Source organism: Limnochorda sp. L945t (genome assembly GCF_035593305.1).
Lineage (GTDB): Bacteria > Bacillota > Limnochordia > Limnochordales > Geochordaceae > Carboxydichorda > Carboxydichorda subterranea.
Genome location: NZ_CP141615.1, coordinates 2,136,340 through 2,159,913, shown reverse-complemented (window position 1 = coordinate 2,159,913; position 23,574 = coordinate 2,136,340). Strand labels below are relative to the sequence as shown.

General features: G+C 70.7%; 18 protein-coding genes. All 18 read left to right on the top strand.

The window, feature by feature from the left end:
* The first annotated feature begins 3 nt into the window (after positions 1 to 3).
* The 18 genes from U7230_RS10000 (at position 4) to U7230_RS09915 (ending at position 23,132) form a co-directional block, all read left to right on the top strand.
* Positions 4 to 2,115, top strand: coding sequence for a DEAD/DEAH box helicase (locus U7230_RS10000; protein WP_324715700.1), 2,112 nt, complete (start codon positions 4 to 6; stop codon positions 2,113 to 2,115).
* 117 nt (positions 2,116 to 2,232) lie between these two features.
* On the top strand, positions 2,233 to 3,657 hold the full coding sequence (yfmF, locus tag U7230_RS09995) for an EF-P 5-aminopentanol modification-associated protein YfmF (protein ID WP_324715699.1): 1,425 nt from the start codon (positions 2,233 to 2,235) through the stop codon (positions 3,655 to 3,657).
* A complete protein-coding gene (gene yfmH / locus U7230_RS09990) occupies positions 3,626 to 4,999 on the top strand; it encodes an EF-P 5-aminopentanol modification-associated protein YfmH (RefSeq protein ID WP_324715698.1) in 1,374 nt (457 codons plus the stop codon). The genes yfmF and yfmH overlap by 32 nt, the downstream gene beginning before the upstream one ends.
* Positions 4,996 to 5,982, top strand: coding sequence for a DMT family transporter (locus U7230_RS09985; RefSeq protein WP_324715697.1), 987 nt, complete (start codon positions 4,996 to 4,998; stop codon positions 5,980 to 5,982). Before yfmH ends, U7230_RS09985 begins: the two co-directional genes overlap by 4 nt.
* The gene (gene deoC, locus U7230_RS09980; protein ID WP_324715696.1) at positions 5,963 to 6,655 is read left to right on the top strand and encodes a deoxyribose-phosphate aldolase; all 693 of its coding nucleotides are present in this window, start codon (positions 5,963 to 5,965) and stop codon (positions 6,653 to 6,655) included. Before U7230_RS09985 ends, deoC begins: the two co-directional genes overlap by 20 nt.
* Entirely contained in the window at positions 6,652 to 7,374 is a 723-nt protein-coding gene (gene rnhC / locus U7230_RS09975) for a ribonuclease HIII (protein WP_324715695.1), read from the top strand. Before deoC ends, rnhC begins: the two co-directional genes overlap by 4 nt.
* A gap of 37 nt (positions 7,375 to 7,411) precedes the next feature.
* Positions 7,412 to 8,893: a tetratricopeptide repeat protein gene (locus tag U7230_RS09970; RefSeq protein ID WP_324715694.1), complete on the top strand. Its 1,482-nt coding sequence runs from the start codon at positions 7,412 to 7,414 to the stop codon at positions 8,891 to 8,893.
* 36 nt (positions 8,894 to 8,929) lie between these two features.
* Positions 8,930 to 9,844: a ribonuclease H-like domain-containing protein gene (locus U7230_RS09965; protein WP_324715693.1), complete on the top strand. Its 915-nt coding sequence runs from the start codon at positions 8,930 to 8,932 to the stop codon at positions 9,842 to 9,844.
* Positions 9,841 to 10,473 (top strand): class I SAM-dependent methyltransferase, encoded by a 633-nt coding sequence (locus tag U7230_RS09960; RefSeq protein WP_324715692.1) that lies wholly within the window; start codon positions 9,841 to 9,843, stop codon positions 10,471 to 10,473. Before U7230_RS09965 ends, U7230_RS09960 begins: the two co-directional genes overlap by 4 nt.
* Positions 10,474 to 10,549: 76 nt before the next feature.
* On the top strand, positions 10,550 to 11,911 hold the full coding sequence (gene murA / locus U7230_RS09955; protein WP_324715691.1) for a UDP-N-acetylglucosamine 1-carboxyvinyltransferase: 1,362 nt from the start codon (positions 10,550 to 10,552) through the stop codon (positions 11,909 to 11,911).
* A gap of 72 nt (positions 11,912 to 11,983) precedes the next feature.
* Positions 11,984 to 13,069 carry an N-acetyl-gamma-glutamyl-phosphate reductase gene (gene argC, locus U7230_RS09950; RefSeq protein ID WP_324715690.1) on the top strand — a complete coding sequence of 362 codons (1,086 nt, stop codon included), beginning with the start codon at positions 11,984 to 11,986 and terminating at the stop codon, positions 13,067 to 13,069.
* 45 nt (positions 13,070 to 13,114) lie between these two features.
* Positions 13,115 to 14,437, top strand: a complete 1,323-nt coding sequence (gene argJ, locus U7230_RS09945; RefSeq protein WP_324718225.1) for a bifunctional glutamate N-acetyltransferase/amino-acid acetyltransferase ArgJ — start codon at positions 13,115 to 13,117, stop codon at positions 14,435 to 14,437.
* Positions 14,438 to 14,503: 66 nt separating this feature from the next.
* Positions 14,504 to 15,379, top strand: coding sequence for an acetylglutamate kinase (argB, locus tag U7230_RS09940; RefSeq protein WP_404980659.1), 876 nt, complete (start codon positions 14,504 to 14,506; stop codon positions 15,377 to 15,379).
* A gap of 9 nt (positions 15,380 to 15,388) precedes the next feature.
* A complete protein-coding gene (locus U7230_RS09935) occupies positions 15,389 to 16,624 on the top strand; it encodes an acetylornithine transaminase (protein ID WP_324715688.1) in 1,236 nt (411 codons plus the stop codon).
* A gap of 19 nt (positions 16,625 to 16,643) precedes the next feature.
* Complete coding sequence (carB, locus tag U7230_RS09930; protein ID WP_324715687.1) at positions 16,644 to 19,919, top strand: carbamoyl-phosphate synthase large subunit; 3,276 nt, start codon at positions 16,644 to 16,646, stop codon at positions 19,917 to 19,919.
* Positions 19,920 to 19,953: 34 nt separating this feature from the next.
* Complete coding sequence (locus U7230_RS09925; protein WP_324715686.1) at positions 19,954 to 21,186, top strand: argininosuccinate synthase; 1,233 nt, start codon at positions 19,954 to 19,956, stop codon at positions 21,184 to 21,186.
* Positions 21,183 to 22,610, top strand: a complete 1,428-nt coding sequence (gene argH / locus U7230_RS09920) for an argininosuccinate lyase (RefSeq protein ID WP_324715685.1) — start codon at positions 21,183 to 21,185, stop codon at positions 22,608 to 22,610. Before U7230_RS09925 ends, argH begins: the two co-directional genes overlap by 4 nt.
* Before the next feature lie 96 nt (positions 22,611 to 22,706).
* Positions 22,707 to 23,132 (top strand): flavodoxin family protein, encoded by a 426-nt coding sequence (locus tag U7230_RS09915; protein WP_324715684.1) that lies wholly within the window; start codon positions 22,707 to 22,709, stop codon positions 23,130 to 23,132.
* Positions 23,133 to 23,574 lie beyond the last annotated feature (442 nt).

Sequence of the window (23,574 nt, the reverse complement as noted above, 5' to 3'; positions counted from 1 at the left end):
GTCGTGGACCGCACGTCGCTCATCCAGCAGGCCCCTGCCACCTACCGGGGGTTCCAGCTGGATCCGTTCCAGCAGGAGGCCGTGGCCGCCGTCGAGGCCGGGTGGTCCACCCTGGTGGTGGCCCCCACGGGCACCGGCAAGACGCTCGTGGCGGACTACCTCATCGAACGTTCCCACGCGCAGGGCCACCGGGTCGTCTACACGGCCCCCATCAAAGCGCTGTCCAACCAGAAGTTCAAGGAGTTCAAGCGCCTGCTGGGGCCGGAGGCGGTCGGCATCCTGACGGGCGACGTCGTCATCAACCCGGACGCGCCCGTCACCATCATGACCACCGAGGTCTTCCGCAACCTCTTGCACCTGGAGAGCCACCGGCTCGCAGGCGTGCGCTGGGTCATCTTCGACGAGATCCACTACATCGACGACCCCGAGCGGGGATCGGTGTGGGAGGAGAGCCTGCTCTTCCTTCCCCCCGACGTGCAGTTTCTGGGGCTTTCGGCCACCATTCCCAACGCGCAGGAGCTGGCCGAGTGGCTCGAGACGGTGCAGGGACGCCACGTTCACGTCGTGACGTCCTTCGAGCGCGCCGTGCCTCTGGAGCATCATCTGTTCGAGCCGACCCTGGGGCTGTGCACCCGGGAGCGGCTGGAGCGCCACGCCCGCAAGCTGGAGGCCCGGGGCGGCTACTGGCCCGCGGGGCGGCGGATGAACGGGCACGGGCCCCGGCTGCACTACCCGCCGGTGGAGCCGCTGGAGCTGTTGCAGCGAGCCGGGCCCGATCGGCTGCCGGCGCTCTTCTTCTTCTTCAGCCGGCGGCTCACGGAGTACTACGCCCACGAGCTCGCCAGGGTGGAGGACTACCTGTCCGCGCAGGACAGGCAAGAGGTCCGCCGCGTCATCGACGAGACGCTCCGGCCCTATCCCGACAGCGCCGTGGCAAGGGCGCAAGCCTATTTCGGCCTCTGGGAACGGGGCATCGGGTTTCACCACGCAGGGCTCCTGCCGGCCATCAAGGACGTCGTCGAGGAACTCTTCGAGCGCAGGCTCATCCGGGTGCTCTTCTGCACCGAGACCTTCGCGGTGGGGGTCAACTTCCCTTGCCGCACCGTCTTCTTCGGTGCCCTGCAGAAGTACGACGGGGTCCAGTACCGCCCCCTGAGCAACCGGGAGTACTTCCAGATGGCGGGTCGGGCCGGCCGCCGCGGCATCGACGAGCGAGGGTACGTCTATGCGGCGGTCGACCTCAACGACCTTTCCATCGATGCCCTGCCCAGCCTGGACGAGGCCGACGTCGAGCCGCTGCGCAGCCAGTTCACGCTCTCGTACAACACGGTCCTCAACTTGCTGCGCCGGTTCCCCCGCCCCGGCGAGGCGGAAGCCGTGCTGCGGCGCAACTTCGCGGCTTTCCAGGCGGGCCGGGCTCGCCAGCGCCTCGAGTCGGAGATGGCCAAGCTCGCCCGCCGGGCCGAAAGCCAGGACGGCAGGCCTCCTGGCAAGGCCCAGCGCAAGGCTCGCCGGGCCCTCGAGAGGCTGCGCAAGGAGCTCGAGTCCTATCCGGGACCCGAGCAGTTCGAGCAAAACTTCCGCCGGCGCACCCGGGTGCTGGAGGCGCTCGACTACCTGCGAGGGCGGGAGCTCACCTCTCGAGGGGAGATGGCCTGTCACGTCCACGTGCAGGAGCTCCTCGTCACCGAACTCCTGGCAGACGGCTTCCTGCGGTCGTTGGGGCCGGCCGAGCTCCTGGCGCTGGCAGTGGCGGTCGACTACGAGCCTCGACGCAGCGAGTTCGTGCCGGCCCGTCTGCCCTTCGCCCTCGGGCCGGTGCACCAGGCGATGCGGGCGATCTCCCACGCGGAACTGCGCCACCTGGGCTATACTACGGTGCGTTTCGCGCCCCACCTCATGAACGCGGTGGCGGCCTGGGTTCACGGCAAGGGGCTGGACGAGTGCCTCAAGCTGGGCGCCGTGGACGAGGGCGACTTCGTCTTCGCCGTGCGGCGGGGCATCGACCTGTTGCGCCAGGTCCGGACGGCGGCCGAGGGCGATCCCTTCCTCGAAGCGGCGGTGGCGGAGGCGATCCGGGCCGCCGACCGGGACGAGGTAGCCGTGGTCTTGTAGGCGGGAAGGTATCACCCGGGGTGCGACGAAACAGAATGGAGCCTGGGAGCTACGGCTCCCAGGCGGTGCCGGCCCGGAGGCCGGCACGCTTTTTCCATGGAGGACGGTGGCGCGGTCATGACCGGGCAGGACGGGGAGAGCCGGTGGTTCGAGACGCGGCGGGTCGCGGGCGTCTCGGTGCACGTGCTGACCACGCGCAAGTTCAAGGTCGAAAGCGCCCGGCTGGTCGTGCCGCTTCCGCTCCGTGTCCAGGACGTCACGGCCAACGCGCTGGTGCCGTTCGTGCTTCGCAGGGGTACCCGCACGCTGCCCACCCTCCAGGCCATCACCCGTCGTCTCGAGGGGATGTACGGCGCCAGGTTGAGCGTGGACGTCGGCAAGGTGGGGCGCACCCAGACCGTGGAGGTACGCGGCGAGACCGTCGCCGACGCCTGTTTGCCGGGGGAGGGCAAAGGGAGCCGGCAGCTGGAAGGGCTGCTCGGGATCATGTTCGAGACCCTGCTCGACCCGGCGACGCAGAGCGAGAGCTTCGTGCCGGAGTACGTCCTCCAGGAGCGGGACATCCTGCGTCGGCGGATCGAGGGGATCATCAACAATAAGCGACAGTACGCCGTTTTCCGGCTGTTCGAGGAGATGTTCGCCGGCACGCCCGAGGCGTTGCACCGCCTCGGGCGGCTGGAGGACCTGCCCCGCCTCGATCCGGCCACGCTGTACCGCCACTACCGCGAACGGGTGCTGGCGCGCCCGCTCGACCTCGTCGTCGTGTCGAGCCTGCCGGCGGACACCGTGGCCGAGCTCGCCGAGAAGGTGCTGCACGACCTGGGGGTGCCCTTGCGAGGGACAGCGGGGGTCGAGGAGGGCCACGGCGGGAGCCGGGAGCCTGCGGCGGGAGGGGCTGGCCGTCCGGACGGCCGGGGCGTGCGCAGCGTGACGGAGACCGAAGAGGTCAAACAGGCCGTCCTGGCCCTGGGATACCGCACGCCGGTGCTGTTCGACTCGCCGCGATACCCGGCGCTGGTGGCCTACAACGGGGTGCTGGGCGGCTTTCCTCACTCCAAGCTGTTCATCCACGTGAGGGAGCGGCACTCGCTCGCCTACTTCGCGTACAGCCGCGTCGACTCGAGCGTGGGGGCGCTGGTCGTGAGCGCCGGCATCGACCCCAGGCACCGGGAGCGAGCGATGGCCATCATCGAGCAGCAGCTGGCGGCCATGGCGGCCGGCGAGATCTCCGACGAGGAGCTGGAGGCGACCCGGCGGGCGTTGGTGCGGCGGTGGCGGACGAGCGAGGACGATCCCGGGGCGCTCACGGATCACTACCTCGACGGCCTGCTCATGGGCCGCCAGCGCCCCTTCTCGGAGCTCATCGAGGACGTGCGCCGCACCGGGCGCGAGGAGATCGTGGAGGTCGCGACGACCGTCACGCCCGACACCTTTTACTTCCTGACGGGCCGCCAGGCTCGGGACCAGGCGGCCGAGCAGGCCGCGATGGCGGAAGGAGGGAGCCGGCACGATGCAGGGCAGCCCGGGAGTGCGGCTCGCTGAGCAGCGCGTGCGCGACCTCGTGGGCGATCGGCTCCACGTGGCCCGGTTCGACTCGGGGTTCGTCGTCCTTACCGTGCCGAAGCCCCATTTCCGGCAGCGGTACGCGGTGTTCGCGGTGCGCTACGGTTCCATCGACAGCCGGTTCACGCCGCCGGGGAAAGACGCGCCGGTGGACGTGCCGGAGGGCATCGCCCACTTCCTGGAGCACAAGCTCTTCGAGAAGGAGAAGGGGGACGTCTTCGCCGACTTCGCCCGCCTCGGCGCGTCGGCCAACGCGTACACCTCCTATACGCTGACGGCGTACCTGTTCTCGACCGTCGAGCACTTCGAGGAGTCCCTCGACCTGCTGTTGCGCTTCGTGCAGGAGCCCTACTTCAGCGAGGCCTCGGTGCGCAAGGAGCAGGGGATCATCGAGCAGGAGCTGCGCATGTACGAGGACGACCCGACCCGGGTGCTGCTCATCGACCTCATGCGGGCCCTGTACCACGTCCACCCGGTGCGGGAGGAGATCGGCGGGACGGTGGAGTCGATCCGACGCATCGGGGTGCCCGAGCTCTACCTGTGCCATTCCACCTTCTACCGCCCGTCCAACGCGGTGCTCGCCGTGGCCGGCGAGGTGGACCCCGATGCCGTGGCCCGCCTCGCCGCCGAGCGCGTACCTCCTGGGGACGACGGCCAGGTGGTGCGCCGGTTCGACCCCCAGGAGCCGGACGGCGTCCGCCAGGTGCGGATCGAGGCGCAGCTGCCGGTTTCGAGGCCGCGCCTCGCCCTGGGGATCAAGGACGTGCCCCGGCGGTACTACGGCCGGGAGCTGGTGCGCCGCGACCTGGCCATCTCGCTGGCGCTCGACGCGGTGCTGGGGAGGGCGTCGCAGGCCTTTACCGAGCTGTACGAATCGGGCCTCATCGACGACGCGTTCTCGGCCCGCTACATGAGCGACACCCGGTTCGCCCACACCGTCATGGGCGGCGAGACGCCCGACCCGGACGCCCTCGAGGCCCGGTTGCGGGCCATCCTGGATAGGGCGGTGGACCAGGGCATCGACCGGGACGCCTTCGAAAGGCTGCGGCGCAAGGAGATCGGCGACTTCGTCGCCTCCATGGACAGCCCCGAGATGGTGGCCAACGCGCTCGTCAACCTGCACTTTCGTGGGGTGACTCCCCAGGTCTACCTCGAGGTGCTCCAGGAGCTCGACCACGAGGAGGTCACCGGCATCTTCCGGGAGCACGTCCATCCGTCGCGCCTGGCGGTCTCCGTCGTCTTGCCCGCCCGGAGCGGTAACGGCGGTTGGGGGCCAGGGCCCGAGAGGCCTTCCGCCGAAGACGGCGCAGTCCGGCCATGACCGGGGACGCTTCCGATCGCCGGGCCTACCCTTTGCTGGCGGTGGGGGTGGCCGCGGTCTCGTCGGCGGCCATCTGGGTGCGCCTCTCGGAGCTGCCGCCGGTGGTGCTGGCCTTTTACCGTCTCGCCTTCGCCGCCGCGGCGCTGGGGCTGGTGCTGGGGGGCCAGAAGCTCCTGGGGCGGGGCGCACGCTCCTCGTCCGGCGCAAGCCCGCCGCCCCGGGGATGGTGGAGGTGGGCCGCCCTGGCGGGCGTCAGCCTGGCCGCCCACTGGTCCATCTGGTTCGCCTCCCTGGGCATGACCTCGGTCCTGAGCTCGACGGTGCTGGTCACCACCCAGCCGCTCTGGGTGGTGCTGCTGGCGTGGCTGTTGTGGCGGGAGCGGATCGGCCGCGGCCAGGCGGCGGCTCTCGGCGTGGCCCTGGCGGGGAGCGCGGCCGTTGCCGGCGCCGACGCCCTGGCGCCGGGACGCCTGGGGCCGCAGCCCGCCGAAGCGATGTGGTCGTCGCACAGCCTGGCCGGGGACGCCCTGGCCCTGGCGGCCGCCGTGCTGGTGAGCGTGTACCTGCTGGTGGGACAGCGCCTGAGGCCGCACGTACCGCTGCTCGAATACCTGGGCGTCGTCTACGGCGCCGGGGCTGCCACCTTGCTGGGGGTGGCCTGGGGGCTGGGCGTGCCCGTGGCGGGGTGGCCCGCGCGGGAGATGTGGCTGGGAGCCGGTATCGCCGCCGTGCCCACCCTGATCGGGCATTCGGCTCTCAACGCCGTGGTGGGACGGCTGGGGGCCTCGGTCGTGGCCACGGCCGTGCTGGGAGAGCCCGTGGGGGCGTCGGTCCTGGCGCTGGCCCTGTTCGGTGAGTGGCCATCGGCGCTGCACTGGGTCGGCGCGGCGATGATCCTGGGTGGGATTTACCTGTTCACCAGGCGCTCCCGCGTGGGCGCGCCGGGGGAGGTGCAGGCAGGAGATGTCACCGTTGGCTCGTGAGGTAACGCCGGAAGCCATGGCCCGCATGATCGACCACACTTTGCTGAAGCCCGAGGCCCGCCCGGAGGACGTGGAAGGCCTCTGCCGGGAGGCGGTGGAGTGGGGGTTCGGGGCCGTCTGCGTCAACCCGCTCTACGTCCGCCGGGCGGTGCGGGCGCTCGAGGGCCACCCGGTCAAGGTCGCGGTGGTCGTCGGCTTTCCGCTCGGGGCCACTACGGTGCTCACCCGGGTGGTCGAGGCGGTCGAGGCGGTGGCGGCGGGGGCGCGGGAAGTCGACATGGTGGCCCCGGCAGGGCTCTTGCTCGCCGGGGACGAGGGCGGGTACGCCGAGGCGATCCGGGCGGTGGCCCGGGCCATCGGCGGCGACGTGATCCTCAAGGTCATCCTGGAGACGGGCCTCCTGCCGTCGGCGGAGTGGAAGCGCCGGGCGGCCCTGGTGGCCGTGCGAGAGGGGGCGCACTTCGTCAAGACGTCCACGGGCTTCGGGCCGGGCGGCGCCACGGTGGACGACGTGCGGCTGCTGGCCGAAGCGGTGGCCGGACGGGCCGGAGTCAAGGCATCCGGGGGGATCCGCACGGCCGAAGCTGCGTTGCAGATGGTGGAGGCCGGCGCGACCCGGATCGGGACCAGCAGCGGTGTCGCCATCCTCCGCGAGATGCGAGGGCTGCGGTGACGACGCGCTCGCCGGGCGGCCGGCAGGGGGAGAGAGAGGCCCTCTTCACGCCGCGCATCGGGCTCGACGAGTCAGGCAAGGGCGACTACTTCGGCCCGCTCGTGGCTGCCGCGGTGGCCGTGCTCAACGGCGCCGTCGAACGGCAACTGGCGAGGATGGGCGTCAGGGACTCCAAGCGGGTCTCCGACGGGAGCTGCCTGCGCCTGGCCGCCGAGCTCGCGGGGATGGTGCCGCACGAGGTCGTCGTCATCGGTCCCGCCCGGTACAACGAGCTCTACGCCCGGATACGCAACGTCAACCGCCTCCTCGCCTGGGCCCATGCGCGTGCCCTCGAGAACCTGCTGGCCCGAGCCCCGGTGGGCCTGGTGATCGCCGACCAGTTCGCCTCGGATCCCCACCGGCTGGCCGGCGCGCTGATGCGGCGGGGCACCGCGGTGGAGCTGCGACAGGCGCCGAGGGCCGAAGCCGACCTGGCGGTGGCGGCCGCCTCCATCCTGGCGCGGGCCCGCTTCCTGGAAGAACTGGAACGACTTTCCGAGCGGGTGGGCGTGAAGCTCCCCAAAGGGGCCACCCACGTGGAACCCGTGGCCCGGGAGCTGGTGGAGCGCGGCGGGGTCGAGCTCTTGGGCAGCGTGGCGAAGCTCCATTTCGCGACCACCGGGAGGGTGGCAGGCGATGCAGGAGCCCCGATACACCACACCGAAGAGGGAGCCGGGTAGCGAACAGACGCGCGCCGGTGGCAGGGGGCAGCACGGGATGCGGGCCAACAGGGCCGAGGGATCGGTGCTCGGGGTGCTTCTCCGGGCCGTGGTGATGATCGCAGCCCTGGTCGTATCGGCCGGGGCAGGGCGGGCCGCCCCGGCCCAGACGCCGGCCCGGCCCGTAGGCCCGGGTACGCTGGCGTTGCGCATGGCCGACGCCATGAGCTGGCCCGACCGCTTCGTGATGCAGGTCTCCGTGGAGAGCACCGGCGGCTCGGGCGGCGCACAGAGCAGGTCTGCCACTACTTTCGAGCTGACCGGCTTCCCTCCCGACGTCTTCTCCTGGCGGCCGGCCGACGACGGGCACAGCAGGGGCCTCGCCTCGGGAACTGCGTGGCGCAACCTGGTGCAGCTCGACGTCCAGGGGCCCGGGCCCAAGGTCGCGTACGACTACCAGGGCTTCCCGTTCCTCGAGGCGCTCCGCCTCTTCTTCGCCGTCTTCCGTCCCCTTCCGGAGGGTTCCCGGCTGGAGCTGTCGGGTGAGCTCAAGACGGTAGGCCGCCCGGCGATGCGCGCCACCCTCGTCGAGGGGAGCACGGGGCGCCGCGCCGAGCTCGTGGTCGACCTCGAGACAGGGCTCATCCTGCAGGCGTCGGCGCTTTCGCCCGGCCAGTCCCCCCAGACCATCGTCAAGGCCGTCCGCTTCGATACGGGAGCGGCACGCAGCGCCGTCGAGTACGAGGCGCCTGCGCTCGGCCCCGGTGGCAAGCTGGTGCTGGTGCGGCTCCCGTCGGGCCGCTGGTGGATCGGAGAAGCGGTGGTGGTATCGGAGCGCTCGTCGTCGCCGGCCTCGAGGGCGAGCCACCGGGTCCGCTTCTCGTCGGCCAGGCTGGGGACGGAGGCCGGTAGCGTCGTCCGACCGGACACGTCGACGCTGGAGCGCATCGGGGCGCTCACCGAGGAGGGCCGGGCCCTGGCGGCGGCGGGCAGATACGAGGAAGCGCTCGCGCGTTTTCGCGAGCTCGTGCGCATCGACCCTTACAACATCGACGCACACAACCGCCTCGGCAACGCGGCCATGGAGACGGGCGACTGGCTCACCGCGGCCAGCGAGTTCGACCAGGTCATCCAGCTCTCACCCGACTCGCCCATCGGGTACAACAACCTCGCGTACGCCTACGCGGAGTTCCAGGTCAACCTGCCGGAGGCTCTCAAGCTCGCCCAGCGTGCGCTGGAGCTGTCCGGGGAGCACCCGGACGCTTCGGTGCTGGATACGTACGGGTGGGTCCTCTTCCAGATGCGCCGCCTCGACGAGGCCCGCCAGCAGCTGGAGAGAGCCGTGGCCGCCTCCGGGGAGGACCCCCAGGCTCAGGCCGAGATCCTCTATCATCTGGGCATGGTCCACCTGCAGATGCAACGCGTGGACGAGGCACGCCGGCTGTTCGGGCAGGCGCTCGCGCTGCGGCCGGATTTCGCCAAGGCGCGGGAGGCGCTGGCCCGCATCGGGCAGGAGGGGCCGCCGGCGGGCCAGCCGTAAGGCGGCGCCCGGCACCGAGCGGCGAGGGGACGGGCCGTGGTGCATTTCCACCAAGGGGTCGAGTGGCGGCCTCTAGGGGCGCCCGGGGCGGTGTGGCGGTGGGACGGCATCCTTCCTCCGGCAGCCGCGCCGGCTCCCTGGGACGGGCTGCAGGGCCCCCGTCCGGAGGGATGGCAGGGCCGGCTCACCCTGGTGCGCGGGGTGGGCCCGGTACGGCAGGAGTGGCTCCGGCAGAGGGGGTACGCCGACCTCTTACAGCTCCAGGCCCACCCGAGGTACGGCGAGGACGCCCGCCAGGCGTGGGACGAGCTGCGGGCCCGCTATGTGCCGGGCTTGCGGCGGCGCAAGCTTCGCGACGGAGAGCTCCTGCACCTCTTCGCGCCCGAGGAGCTGCTCTTCCTGGACATCGAGACCATGGGGCTGGCGCCGGTCTTTCCGTTGTTCCTGGCCGGGCTGGCCTGGTGGGACGGAGGCTGCTGGCGGGTCGTGCAGCTGTTGGCGCGAGACTTCGACGAAGAGCCGGCCGTGCTGGCGGCGGTCCGGCAGGAGGTCGGCAGGGCCACGGCGCTGGTCACGTACAACGGCAAGAGCTTCGACCTCCCGTTCCTGCAAATGCGGCTCGCCTTTCACGGGATGGACGAAGGCGTACAGGAAGCAGAGCAGCCCGGGCCGTGGGTCTTCGATCTCTTGGGAGAGGTGCGCCGGCGCCTGCGCGCCGTCCTTCCTGACGCACGGCTGGCCAGCGTGGACAGGCTGCTCACGGGCGATCGGCGAGCCGGGGATCTGCCGTCGTCCCTGGTGCCCGAATACTACCGCCACTTCGTCGAGACGAGAGACGGCCGGTGGATCGATCCCGTACTGGTCCACAACCTGGAGGACGTGGCGGCGATGATCCGGGTTTACGCGCTCTTGCTCGGGCGTGCCGCTCCGACGAGCGTGAGGCCGGCATGACGGAGCCGCCGGGCGGTTGCGGCGGGCGGGGCGAGCATTACTTCACCCGCCGCCCCCAGGCGCCGCACGAGATCCGGGAGGTACCCTTTTCCGCCGGGCAAGCCCGGCTTTGGCTCAAGACCGACAGGGCCGTCTTCTCCTTCCGGCGGGTGGACCCGGGCACCCGGCTCCTGGCGGAGGCGTTCGACCCGCAGGGCGCCGCCACGGTCGTCGACGTGGGCGCTGGATACGGCGCTTTGGGCCTCATGATCAAGGCCCGGTACCCGCAGTTGCAGGTGCTCATGGTGGAGATCAACGAGCGGGCGGCAGGGCTTGCCCGCCGCAACGCTCTGCGCAACGGGCTGGAGGTGCCCGTGCTCATCGGGGATGGGTTGAGCGCCCTCGGCGGCGCGAGCGCGGGGGCGGTGGTCACCAACCCCCCGGTCCGGGCCGGCCGCCACGTGATCTATACATGGATGCGGCAAGCGAGCCAGGGCGTACTGGTGCCGGGGGGTAGCTTCTGGGTCGTGATCCGGACCCGGCAGGGCGCCGAGAGCCTGGCGAGGGCCTTGGAGCAATGGGTGGGGCCCGTGGAGACGGTGGAGCGGGGGAGCGGGTACCGGGTGCTACGGGCGCGCCGCCCCGCGTAGATACCGCAAGGTCTTGGAAAGGGCTCCACCCGGTCCCGGCAGGGTGGGCCCGTCGACCGGCGAAGGAAACGATGGTATGAGCATCGCTGGTACTCGAGGTGTGCAGTTGGCGAGCGCAGAGCTTCACGTGACCCGCAAACCGGAGGACCCGCCGCCCCTGCTGTGGGGAGAGACCGGGCAGGCGCCCAGTGACAGGGTGCGCATCCGGGGTGGACGCCCGCTGTCGGGGCGGCTCAGGGTGAGCGGCGCCAAGAATGCCGCGGTCGCCCTGTTGCCCGCCTGCCTGCTGGCACGCGACGGCGTCTCGGAGCTGGCCCAGGTGCCGGACATCGTCGACGTCGACGTGGTCGTGCAGATCCTCGAGCAGCTGGGCGCCACCCTCGATCGCGCCGAGGGCACGGTGCGGGTGGGAGCGGCAGGCCCGATAGCGGACGAGGTGCCGTACGACCAGGCCAAGCGCGTCCGCGCTTCCTCCCTCTTCCTGGGAGCCCTCATCGCCCGTAACGGCCGCGCCGTCGTGCCCCTGCCGGGCGGGTGCGACATCGGACCCCGTCCCATCGACCTGCACCTCAAGGGGCTGGCCGAGCTGGGGGCCGAGGTGCGGGTGGAGCGGGGCTACGTCATCGCGCAGGCCCGCAAGCTGGTCGGCAGCGAGATCTACCTGGACTTCCCGAGCGTAGGGGCTACCGAAAACCTCATGATGGCTGCGACCGCCGCCTCCGGCACGACCGTGATCTACAACGCCGCCAAAGAGCCGGAGGTCGTCGACCTGGCCAACTTCCTGGTGGGCATGGGGGCGCGGGTCGTAGGGGCCGGCACCGATCTGGTGCGCATCCAGGGAGGGCTCCCGCTGCATGCGACCTCGTACACGATCATCCCCGACCGGATCGAGGCGGGCACTTACCTGCTCGCCTCGCTGGCCAGTCGCGGCGAGATCGTGCTGGAAAACGTGATCCCCAAGCACCTCGAGTCGTTGCTCGCCAAGCTGGAGGAGGCCGGAGTGCAGATCGAGGTCGGGCTCGACAGCCTGCGGGCCTCCCTGCGCCGCCGGCCCTCCGCCATTTCGGTGAAGACGCTGCCCTATCCGGGTTTTCCCACCGACCTGCAGCCGCAGCTCTCGGCCTTCTTGCTGACCGCGGAGGGTACGAGCATCGTCACGGAGCGCGTCTTCGAGGACCGCTTCCGCCACATCGACGAGCTCAAGCGGATGGGCGCCCAGATCAAGACGGAGAGCAGGACGGCCGTGATCATGGGCGTGCCGCAGTTGAGCGGCGCGCCGGTCACCGCCACGGACCTCCGGACGGGGGCGGCGCTGGTCATCGCCGGGCTGAGCGCGACCGGCGAGACCACGGTCGACGGTTTCCGCCACGTGCGCCGGGGTTACGCCCGTATGGTCGAGAAGCTGGCCTCCCTGGGCGCGGATATCCGGTACGATTGATGCCCGGGTGGGGTTGCATATATATCCACCGGGCGCGATAATGCGCCCATGCAGCACGACGGCCTCGGCCCCGTGGGTGGGGTTTCGCATCCCCGGTCGCGAAGGGTATCGGCGGGCATCGTCGGGGGGTCCGGCTACTCCGCGCTGGAGCTGCTCCGGTTGCTCGCCCGCCATCCGCGTCTCGAGCTGAAGTGGATATTCTCTCGCTCTCATACGGGCGAGCCCGTCGCATCCGTCTATCCCTCGCTGCGCGGGGTGGTCTCCGCCTCCTTTGCCCCGGTGGAAGAGCCGGCTGCCCTGGCAGGACAGGCGGACGTCGTCTTCTTCGCCACCCCCGCGGGCGTGGCGGCCGAGCAGGCGCCCCTGTTCCTCGAATCCGGAGCGGCCGTGGTCGACCTCTCCGCCGATTTCCGGTTCAGGGACGAGGAGACGTACCGGCGGGTGTACGGCAAGTCTCACCCGCATCCCGAGTGGCTGGCTTCCTCGGTGTACGGCATCCCGGAGCTCTTCCGAGACGAGCTGGCGCATGCGCGGCTGGTAGGCAACCCGGGGTGTTATCCGACGGCGGCGCTGCTGGCGCTGGCGCCGCTTGCGCGCGAGGCGCTGCTGGACCCGGACGCTCCCATCGTGGTGTCGGCCACGTCGGGGATTTCCGGCGCAGGGAGCCAGCCCGGCCCGGCTTACCACTTTCCGGGCGCCACCGAAAACGTGCGGCCGTACGGGGTACCGGGACACCGGCACGCGCCCGAGATGGCCGCGGTGCTGGGCCGGCTCGTGCCGCCCGGCAAGAGCGCGCCGGTGCTCACGTTCATCCCTCACCTGGTACCGGCGAGCAGGGGGATCCTGGCGACCTGCGTGGCACGCCCGGCGAGGGAGATGCCCGACGAGGAGCTCCTGGAGCGGTACCGGCGCTTTTACGCCTCGCACCCATGGGTGAGGGTGCTGGAGCCGCCGGAGCTGCCCCAGACCAAGGCGGTGCAGGGTTCCAACTTTTGCGACCTGGCCATACGGTGGGATCCGGTCGCCGGGGTCGTGGTGGCGATGGCCGCCATCGACAACCTGGTGAAGGGGGCCGCGGGCCAGGCCGTTCAAAACGTCAACGTGCTCATGGGCTGGGACGAGCGCGAAGGGCTCGAGGTCGTGCCCCTCTATCCGTGAGGGCGCGGCGCGCTGCCCGGAAGGGAGTCGCTGGCGGTGGGGTCGATGGCTGGGGATTTCGCCACAGACGGCGCGGCGCTGGGTGCGCCGGTGACGGCGCCGCCCCGTCCGGTTGCGCAGTCCGGGATGGCCGAACGGGGGGAGCCGGATGAGCCCGCGCCGGCGCAGAGGGAGGGGGTGACCTTCCCCGAAGGTTTCGAGGCGGCCGGGGTGCACGGGGGTATCAAGCGTCAACGGCCGGATCTGGCGGTCCTCTTCGCGCCGGATCCCTGCTCGGCGGCGGCGGTGTTCACGACCAACCGGGTGAAAGCGGCTCCCCTGATCGTGACCCGGGAGCACCTGGAGCGGTCGGCGCACCGGGTGCAGGCCGTGGTCATCAACAGCGGCAACGCCAACGCTTGCACGGGCGAGCGGGGGCTTGCGGACGCACGGGCCATGGCCGTCGAGTGCGCGGGGCTGCTGGGGCTGCAGCCCGACCAGGTGCTGGTGGCTTCCACCGGGGTCATCGGCGTCCCCCTTCCCATGGACGCGGTGCGGGAGGGGATCCGGCGGGCTTGCTCGGAGCTCTCGCCCTTCGGGGCGGAGGCGGCGGCTCGGGCCATTCTCACCACCGACCGGCGGGTGAAGCAGACGCACCTCGAGGTGCCGCTCACGGGCGGCCGCGTCGTGCGGATCGGCGGGATGGCCAAGGGCTCCGGGATGATTCACCCCAACATGGCGACGATGCTCGCTTTCCTCACCACCGATGCGCCCGTGGAGGCAGGCCCGCTCCACGAGGTACTGCGCCGGGCGACCGACGCGTCGTTCAACCTCATCACCGTCGACGGCGACACCAGCACCAACGACATGGCGGTGTTGCTGGCGAGCGGGAAGGCGGGAGGAGCGCCGTTGGCCCCGGGCACGGAGGATTTCGATCGCTTTTCGGAAGGAGTCCGGCAGGTCGCCACGTATCTGGCGAAGGAAATCGCGCGGGACGGGGAAGGGGCGACGCGCCTCGTCGAAGTCCGGGTGCGGGGAGCCCGTACGGAGCACGAGGCGCGCCTTTGTGCGCGCGCCGTCGCCGGTTCCACCCTGGTCAAGGCGGCGGTGCACGGCCAGGACCCCAACTGGGGACGCATCGCGGCCGCCGCCGGGTACTCGGGAGCGGAGATGGATCCCGGGGGCTTCTCGATCTGGATCGGGTCGATCCTGGTGGCCCGGGAGGGCCGGGAGTGGCCCTTCTCGGAGCAGGCCGTCAGGGAGGCGTTGGGGCGAGACGAGGTGCACCTGGCCATCGACCTGGGCACGGGGGGGCGGGCAGAGGCGACCGCCTGGTCCTGCGACTTGAGCGAAGAATACGTCCGCATCAACTCAAGCTACCGCTCCTGACGGGGACAGGGCGAGATGGACGCAGGTCCCGGGTGGCGGCAGCGGGGGGTCTGACGACGGGTGACCTTGGAACAAACCATCCAGAAAGCTTCGGTGCTGGTCGAATCCCTGCCCTACATCCGCACCTTCTTCGGCAAGACGTTCGTCATCAAGTACGGCGGGAGCGCCATGCCCGATCAGGACGTCCAGCGCGACATCGCGCTGGACGTCATCCTGCTTCGCTACGTCGGGGTCAAGCCGGTGCTCGTCCACGGGGGTGGCCCGGCCATCACCGAGACGATGCGGGCCGTGGGGAGAGAGCCCCAGTTCGTCAACGGGCGCCGCGTCACCGACGCGGAGACGATGCGGATCGTACGGATGGTGATGATGGGGATCATCAACACCGACATCGTCTCCACCATCAACCGCTTCGGGGGCAAAGCGGTGGGGCTCTCCGGGCACGACGGCAACCTCATCGTGGCCCGCAAGCGCCTCGAGCGGGCTCCGACCGGGGAGACCGTCGACCTGGGCTTCGTGGGCGACGTGGAACGGATCCACCCCGAGCTCGTCCAGGAGCTCGCCGAGAACGGCTACATCCCGGTGGTGGCGCCCATCGGGGCCGGCTACCAGGGCGAGAGCTACAACATCAACGCCGACAGCGTGGCCGGCGAGCTGGCGGCGGCGCTCCGGGCCGACAAGCTCATCATCCTCACCGACGTGGAGGGGATCCTCGAAGAGCCCGGCAACCCCGCCTCCCTCATCTCCGCGCTCCAGGTGCAGCGAGCGCGCCGGATGATGGAGGAGGGCAGCATCGCCGGCGGGATGGTCCCCAAGGTCGAGGCCTGCATTCGCGCCCTGGAAGCAGGAGTGCCCAGGACCCACATCATCGACGGGCGCGTCTCCCACTCCCTGCTGCTCGAGATCTTCACGGATCGCGGCATCGGCACGATGGTGGTGAGCTGAGAAGTGGGCGTGCCCGAGGGCACAACGATCGGCGAGGGGAGCACGGGCCAGCCGATCATGGAGCTGGCCGATCGGTGCCTCATCCCCGTTTACCGGCGCCAGCGGGTGGCGCTGGCCCGGGGGCAGGGCTGCCGGGTCTGGGATACGGAGGGCCGAGCCTACCTCGATTTCATCGCCGGCATCGGCGTGCTCGCGGTGGGACACTGCCATCCCCGGGTGGTACACGCCCTGACCCGGCAGGCCGGGCAACTGTGGCACACTTCCAACCTCTTCTATACCGAGCCGCAGGCCCGGTTGGCCGAGTGGCTCGTCCGGCGCTCCCCCTTCGACCGGGCCTTCTTCTGCAACAGCGGCGCGGAAGCGGTGGAGGCGGCCATCAAACTGGCCCGGCGCTGGGCCCGGGAGCGGGGTGAAAGCGGCCGCTTCGAGATCGTGACCGCCGAGCGCTCGTTCCACGGGCGTACCCTGGGCGCGTTGTCGGCCACGGGGCAGCGCAAGTACCAGGAGCCCTTCGAGCCTCTGGTGCCGGGCTTCCGCACCGTGCCCTTCAACGACGCCGCCGCCCTTGCCGGGGCCGTGGGCCCGTCCACGGCGGCCATCCTGCTGGAGCCGGTCCAGGGCGAGGGCGGGGTGTACCCTGCGGATCCGGCCTTCCTGCGGGCGGCCCGGGAGATCGCGGACAGGGCCGGGGCGCTCCTGATCCTGGACGAGGTCCAGACGGGGTTGGGCCGTACGGGGCGGCTGTTCGCCTTCGAGCACTTCGGGATCGTCCCCGATGCGGTCGCCCTGGCCAAGGCACTCGGAGGGGGCACGCCCATCGGCGCCCTGCTCGCCCGGGAACCGGCGGCCTCCGTGCTGCAGGCCGGCCAGCACGCCTCCACGTTCGGAGGCAACCCCCTGGTGGCGGCCACGGCCCTGGCGACGCTGCAGGTCATCGAGGAGGAGGGGCTGGTCGGCCGTGCCGACGCGATGGGGCGCTACCTGAGCGGGAAGTTGCAGTCCATGTCCTCCCGTACCGGGCACGTGCGCCAGATCCGCGGCCTGGGCCTGATGGTCGGCGTGGAGACGGACGTACCGGCCGCCGCCGTGGTAGAGGCCGCCCTGCGGCGCGGGCTCTTGGTCAACGCGGTGGGGCCCACCACCGTCCGGATGCTCCCGCCGCTCGTGGTCGGTCCGGCCGAGATCGACGAGGCCGTGGACATTCTCGGGGCCGCCATCCTGGAAGCGGCCGGGGAAAAGGGGTAAAGAGGCAAGCCCGCACGTCATGCCGAAGCGCACGGATCTCCACAAAGTGATGGTCATCGGCTCGGGGCCCATCGTGATCGGGCAGGCGGCCGAGTTCGACTACGCCGGTACCCAGGCGTGCCGGGCCCTGCGGGAAGAGGGCCTGGAGGTGGTGCTCGTCAATTCCAACCCCGCCACCATCATGACCGACGAGCACATGGCGGATCGCATCTACCTGGAGCCGCTGGTGGCCGAAGTCCTGGAGCGGATCCTGGAGCAAGAACGCCCCGACGGCCTGCTTCCGACCCTCGGCGGCCAGACGGGCCTCAACCTGGCGTTCGAACTCGCCCGCCGCGGCGTGCTCGACCGCCTCGGCGTCGAGCTGTTGGGCACGCCCCTTGCGGCCATCGAGCGGGCCGAGGACCGGGAACAGTTCAAGACCACCATGCTGGCCATCGGGGAGAGCGTCCCGGAAAGCCGTATCGTCACCTCCGTAGAACAGGCGCTGGCCTTTGCGGAGGAGATCGGCTACCCGGTCATCGTGCGCCCGGCCTACACGCTGGGGGGGACGGGCGGAGGCGTTGCCCGGCGGCCCGAGCAGCTGCAGCAGGTGGTGACGCGAGGCCTCAAGCGCAGCCTCATCGGCCAGGTGCTCGTCGAGAAGAGCGTCGTGGGCTGGAAAGAGATCGAGTACGAGGTGATGCGAGACGGCGCCGACAACTGCATCACCGTCTGCAACATGGAGAACTTCGACCCCATGGGGATCCACACGGGCGACAGCATCGTGGTGGCTCCCAGCCAGACCCTCACCGATCGCGAGTACCAGGCGCTGCGAACGGCCTCGCTCAAGATCATCCGGGCGCTCGGCATCCAGGGCGGGTGCAACGTGCAGTTCGCGCTGGCTCCTGACGGATCCGGGCGCTACTACGTCATCGAGGTCAATCCTCGGGTGAGCCGTTCCTCGGCCCTCGCTTCCAAGGCGACCGGGTACCCCATCGCCCGGGTGGCGGCCAAGATCGCCGTCGGGCTCACCCTCGACGAGATCCCCAATGCGGTGACCGGCGCCACGACGGCCGCGTTCGAGCCCGTGCTGGACTACGTGGTGGTCAAGATCCCCCGGTGGCCCTTCGACAAGTTCCCGCTGGCGGACCGGAGCCTGGGCACCCAGATGAAGGCAACGGGCGAGGTGATGGCCATCGACCGCACCTTCGCCGGGGCGCTCCAGAAGGCGGTCCGCTCGCTCGAGGCCGGGTACGACGGGCTGTACCACCCGGAGATCGCCCGGATGACCGACGGCGACCTGCGGCGGCTCGTGCAAGCGGCCGACGACCGGCGACTGTGGGCGCTCGCCGAGGGGTTGCGGCGCGGCTTCGGGATCGAGGAGATGCACCAGCTCTCCGGGGTGGCGCCGTACTTCCTGGCGGTCTTGCACGAGCTCGTGCAGGCGGAGCATGCGCTCGAAGAGGAGCCCGGCCTGCTGCCGGGCGCGCTACGGCTGTACAAGCGGATGGGCTTCTCCGACCGGAGGCTGGCCGCTCTCGTGGGCTGCACGGAGAAAGAGGTGCGGGAGTCGAGAGAGCGGGCCGGGGTACGGCCCGTTTTCAAGAGCGTCGACACGTGCGCCGCAGAGTTCGAGGCCCGCACGGGGTACTTCTACTCCACCTACGAACAGGAGGACGAGGTGAGCGAGGGGCGCCGGCCCCGCGTCGTCGTGTTGGGCGCCGGGCCCATCCGGATCGGGCAGGGGATCGAGTTCGACTACTGCTCGGTGCACTCGGTCTGGGCCTTGCAGCGCCTGGGGTACGAGGCGGTCATCGTCAACAACAACCCCGAGACGGTCAGCACCGACTTCGACACCTCGGATCGCCTCTACTTCGAGCCGCTGACCCTGGAGGACGTGCTGGAGGTGGTGCGCCGGGAGCGGGCGCTCGGCGTCATCGTGCAGTTCGGAGGGCAGACGGCCATCAACCTGGCCAAGCCGCTCTCCGAGGCGGGGGTGCCGGTGCTGGGCACCAGCGCGGAGGCCATCGACCTGGCCGAGGACCGCCGGCGCTTCGCCGAGCTCGTGGCGGCCCTCGGCATCGCCCAGGCAGAGGGAGCCAGCGCCTCCAGCGTGGAGGAAGCCCTGGGGGTCGCCAACAAGATCGGCTATCCGCTCATGGTCCGGCCCTCGTACGTCCTCGGCGGCCGCGCCATGGAGATCTGCCACAGCGAGGACGAACTCCTGGAGTACATGCAGATGGCGGTCCGGGTCAGCCCCGACCACCCGGTGCTCCTCGACCGCTACCTGCCGGGCCGGGAGATCGAGGTGGACGCGGTCTCCGACGGCACCCGGGTCGTGATCCCCGCCATCATGGAGCACATCGAGCGGGCCGGGATCCACTCGGGCGATTCCACCGCCGTCTTTCCCCCGGTCCACGTCACGCCCGAGCAGGCGTCGGCCATCGCGGCTCACACCCGGGAGCTGGCGCTGGCGCTGGGCGTGCGGGGGTTGCTCAACGTGCAGTTCGTCATCAGCCAGGGCCGCATCTACGTGCTGGAGGCCAACCCCCGTGCGAGCCGCACGGTGCCGTTCATCAGCAAGGTGACCGGCGTGCCGCTGGTGGCGCTTGCCACCCAGGTCATCATGGGCGAGAGCCTGGAGCGCCTGGGATGGCCCGACGGGCTGATCTACGGCCCCGATACGCCGCCTCCCTACGTGGCGGTCAAGGCGCCGGTCTTCTCCTTCGACAAGCTGGACGACGTGGACGTCTTCCTGGGGCCCGAGATGAAGTCGACGGGCGAGGTGCTGGGCCTCAACGGGACCTACCCGTGGGCGCTGTACAAGGCGCTGGTGGCGGCGGGGCTGCAGGTGCGGGCCTCGGGTGGCAAGGCGCTCGTCACGCTGGCCGACAAGGACAAGGAAGAGGCGCTGCCCATCGTGCGAAGGCTGGTGGAGGCGGGATACCGCATCGTGGCGACGGAGGGGACTCGCCGGTTCCTGGAGGCGCAGGGCATCCCTGCCGACTTCGTCCACAAGATCGGCGAAGGCCACCCCGACGTGGTGGATCTGGTACGGGCGGGACAGGTCGACCTGGTGGTCAACACGCCGACCCGAGGTCGGATCCCGCAGCGGAGCGGTTTCAAGCTGCGCCGGGCCGCGGTGGAGTTCAAGGTGCCGTGCTTCACGTCGCTGGATCTCGCCGGGGCGCTGGCCGAGGCCCTGGTGGCGCTGCAGGCCGGGGAGGTACCGAGCCCGGTGGCCCTGCAGGATTACACGGCCCGCCTGCCGAGGCGGGCGGGGAGCCCCGCCGTGACGGGGCTTCAGCGTACTTGAAGAGCCTTGGGAGCGGGGAGGGGTGGCAGTGGCGATGGCAGGACAGGTGCACAAGGTGGTGCTGGCTTACTCCGGGGGACTGGATACGTCGGTGATGATCCCCTGGCTGCGGGAGACCTATGGTTGCGACGTGGTCGCGATGATCGCCGACGTGGGCCAGGGAGAGGATCTCCAGGCGATCGCCGAAAAGGCCAGGCGCAGCGGAGCGAGCAAGGCGGTCGTGGAGGACGTCCGGGAAGCCTTCGCTCGGGAGTACGCCTTCCAGGTGCTGCGAGCGGGGGCCGTGTACGAGGGGCGCTACCTCCTGGGTACGAGCTTCGCCCGGCCCCTGATCGCGGCGTGCCAGGTCAGGGTGGCCCGGGAGGAAGGGGCCGACGCGCTGGCCCACGGGTGCACGGGCAAGGGCAACGACCAGGTGCGCTTCGAGCTGGCCTACCGGGCGCTGGCGCCGGACTTGAAGGTGATCGCTCCCTGGCGGGAATGGGACCTGCGCTCCCGCGAGGACGAGATGGCCTACGCCAGGGCCCGGGGCATCCCGGTGCCGGTCACGGCCGAAAAACCGTACAGCGTCGACCGTAACCTGTGGCACATCAGCTACGAGGGCGGCATCCTCGAGGATCCGGACCGGGCGCCCGATCCCTCGATGTTCCAGTGGACCGTCGACCCGTCGCGGGCGCCCGACGTGCCCGAAGAGGTGACCATCGCCTTCGAGGCCGGATACCCCGTCCAGCTCGACGGGCGACAAATGGCGGCGCACCAGCTCCTCGACGCCCTCAACGCCGTCGCCGCCCGCCACGGGGTCGGCCGGGTCGACATCGTGGAAAACCGGGTCGTGGGCATGAAGTCCAGGGGTGTCTACGAAACGCCGGGCGGCACGCTCCTGCACGTCGCCCACCGGGAGCTCGAGAGCCTGACCCTCGACCGCGAGACGCTGCACTTCAAGGAGATGGTGGCCGTCCGCTACGCCGAACTGGTCTACTACGGGCAGTGGTACTCGGGGCTCAAGCGGGCACTGGACGCCTTCGTGGAAGAGACCCAGCGTCACGTGACGGGTACGGTCAAGCTGCGGCTGTACAAGGGCAACGTGCAGGTCACCGGCCGCCGCTCGCCTTACTCGCTGTACGACCACGCGCTGGCCACCTTCGGCGCCGACGGGGTCTACCGGCAGAAGGACGCCGAGGGGTTCATCGCCCTGTTCGGGCTGCCGCAGCTCGTGCAGTCCCGCCTCGAGGCCCGGCTGCACGAGGGGGTGGCGGCCGCACGATGAGCGGCCCGGAGGCCTCCATGTGGGGCGGGCGCTTCACCGAGGCGCCCGACGAGCGGATGTGGCGTTACACCGCCTCGCTCTCGTACGACCGCCGGCTCTGGCGCCACGACGTCCGGGCCAGCCGGGCGCACGCCCGTATGCTGGGGCGCTGCGGGATCCTGCGGCCCGAGGAGGCGGACCGGATCGTCGCCGGCCTCGAGACGCTCGAGGACGAGATCGCTGCCCGTCCGGAGCTCCTGGACGGCCCCGACGAGGACGTCCACTCCGCCGTCGAGCGCCTGCTCCACGAGCGGATCGGCCCGGTAGCGCTCAAACTGCACACGGCCCGCAGCCGTAACGACCAGGTAGCGACCGACCTGCGATTGTACGCCCGCGAGGCGTGCGTGCTGCTCGATCGGGCGGCGGCTTCGCTGCAAGAGACGCTGCTCGATCGAGCCGAGCAGGAAGCGCAGACGCTGTTGCCGGGGCTGACTCACCTGCAGCCGGCCCAGCCGGTGACCCTGGGCCATCACCTGATGGCGTACGTGGAGATGCTCTTTCGGGACCGGCAGAGGTTGCGGGAGGCGCACGGCCGGGCCTCGGTGTTGCCGCTGGGGGCGGGAGCCCTGGCCGGCGCCGCCTTCGCGCTGGACCGGGCATCGGTGGCGGCCGAGCTCGGCTTCCACGCGCTTTGCCCCAACAGCCTGGACGCCGTCTCGGACCGCGACTTCGTGCTCGACGTGCTGTACGCCGCCGCCGTGATCATGATGCACCTGAGCCGGCTGGGAGAGGAGCTCGTCCTCTGGAACCATCCCGCCTTCGGCTTCGTGGAGTTGCCCGATCGCCTCGCCACCGGCTCCAGCATGATGCCCCAGAAGAAAAACCCCGACGCGGCCGAACTGATGCGCGGGCGAGCCGGGCGGGTGGCCGGGCACCTCGTGGGGCTCCTCATGGTGCTGAAGGGGCTGCCGCTCGCTTACAACCGGGACCTCCAGGAGGACAAGGAACCGCTCTTCGACGCCGTGGATCAGACCGTGGCATCCCTGGAGATGGCGGCCGAACTCATGGGGTCCGTGCGTTTCCGGCGAGATCGGATGCGGCAGGCCTGCACGCCGGACATGCTGGCGACGGAGCTCGCCGATTACCTCGCCCGCCGGGGCATGCCCTTTCGCGAGGCGCACCGGATCGTGGGCAACGTCGTGCAGGAGGCGGCCCGGCGGGGAGTGGCCCTGACCGGCCTCTCGCCGGAAGATCTGCGGCGACACTCGCCCCTGTTCGGGAACGAGGTGAAAGAGCGGCTGACGTTCGAGGCGGCCCTCGAGGCCCGTTCGCTCCCGGGAGGTACGGCGCCTTCGGCCGTGCGACAGGCCATCGCGCAAGCCAGGGTACGCCTTCGCGAGATGGGCGGATGGCCTGAGCCGCCCTCCGCTGCCGGCGCTGCATGAGGCTCCGGACCCCATGTCAAGGTAGGGCCACAAGGGAGTTGCGCCCGCCGGGACGAATCTCCCGGGAGAGCGCCTGGCAAGAGGTGGAGATGGCCGGTGCGGGCCCTTGTCCTCTACAGCTCGGTCGGTAACCTGACGGCCCTGGCCAAGGCCCTGGCCGAAGGGCTCGAGGCCGAAAACATCCGTGCGGATCTGATGCAGGTGGACCCATCTCGGACGCAGCCCATCAGCGTCGCAGCCTACGATCTGGTCTGCGTGGGTAGCCCTTCTCTGGGGCTCGTCCGGGGCCGCATCGCCGACGACGTGGCAGAAGCTTTGACTCGGTGTACCCGCCTGGAGGGCAAGCGTACGGCGGCTTTCGTGCGCCGCAGCGGCTTCGGGTGGGCAAAGGCGCTCAAGCAGCTCATGGCGGCCCTCGAGAAGCAAGGCGCCTGGGTCGAGGACTTCGCCGAGCTCGGCGGCGATGAGGAGGCCCGGGCCTTCGGGCGCCGGCTCAAGAACGTGGCGAAGGCCCGGGCCTAGCGCGCCGGGGCGAGCGCGAGCGATGTAAACGGTTCGTAAATTCGAAAGCCGACTGCTTGACTGCTCCCCGGGTCGTGCGTATAGTGGTGCCCAACAGTTGCTGCCGGGCAGGATCGTCCCGGTGGCCAACGGCGACGATGGGGAGCAGTAGGGGAAGCGGGAAGGCCGTTTTAGAGAGAGCCGGCGGGTGGTGGGAGCCGGCGCCTGGCCCCTCCTCGAACTCACCCCGGAGCCTCCGGGCCCAACGGGCCGCCGAGTGCCCCAGTAGGCCCGGGCGGGAGCGCCCGTTATCGCGCAGGCTTTACCGCCGGGCCGGGCGGTGAAGCGTCCGAGGGATCCCCGCCGGGATCCGAAGCAGGGTGGTACCGCGAGGCACCGAGTGCTGTCGCCCCTGTCGCCCGCATAGACCGGGCGGCAGGGGCTTTTCGCATTTCCGTGGGCA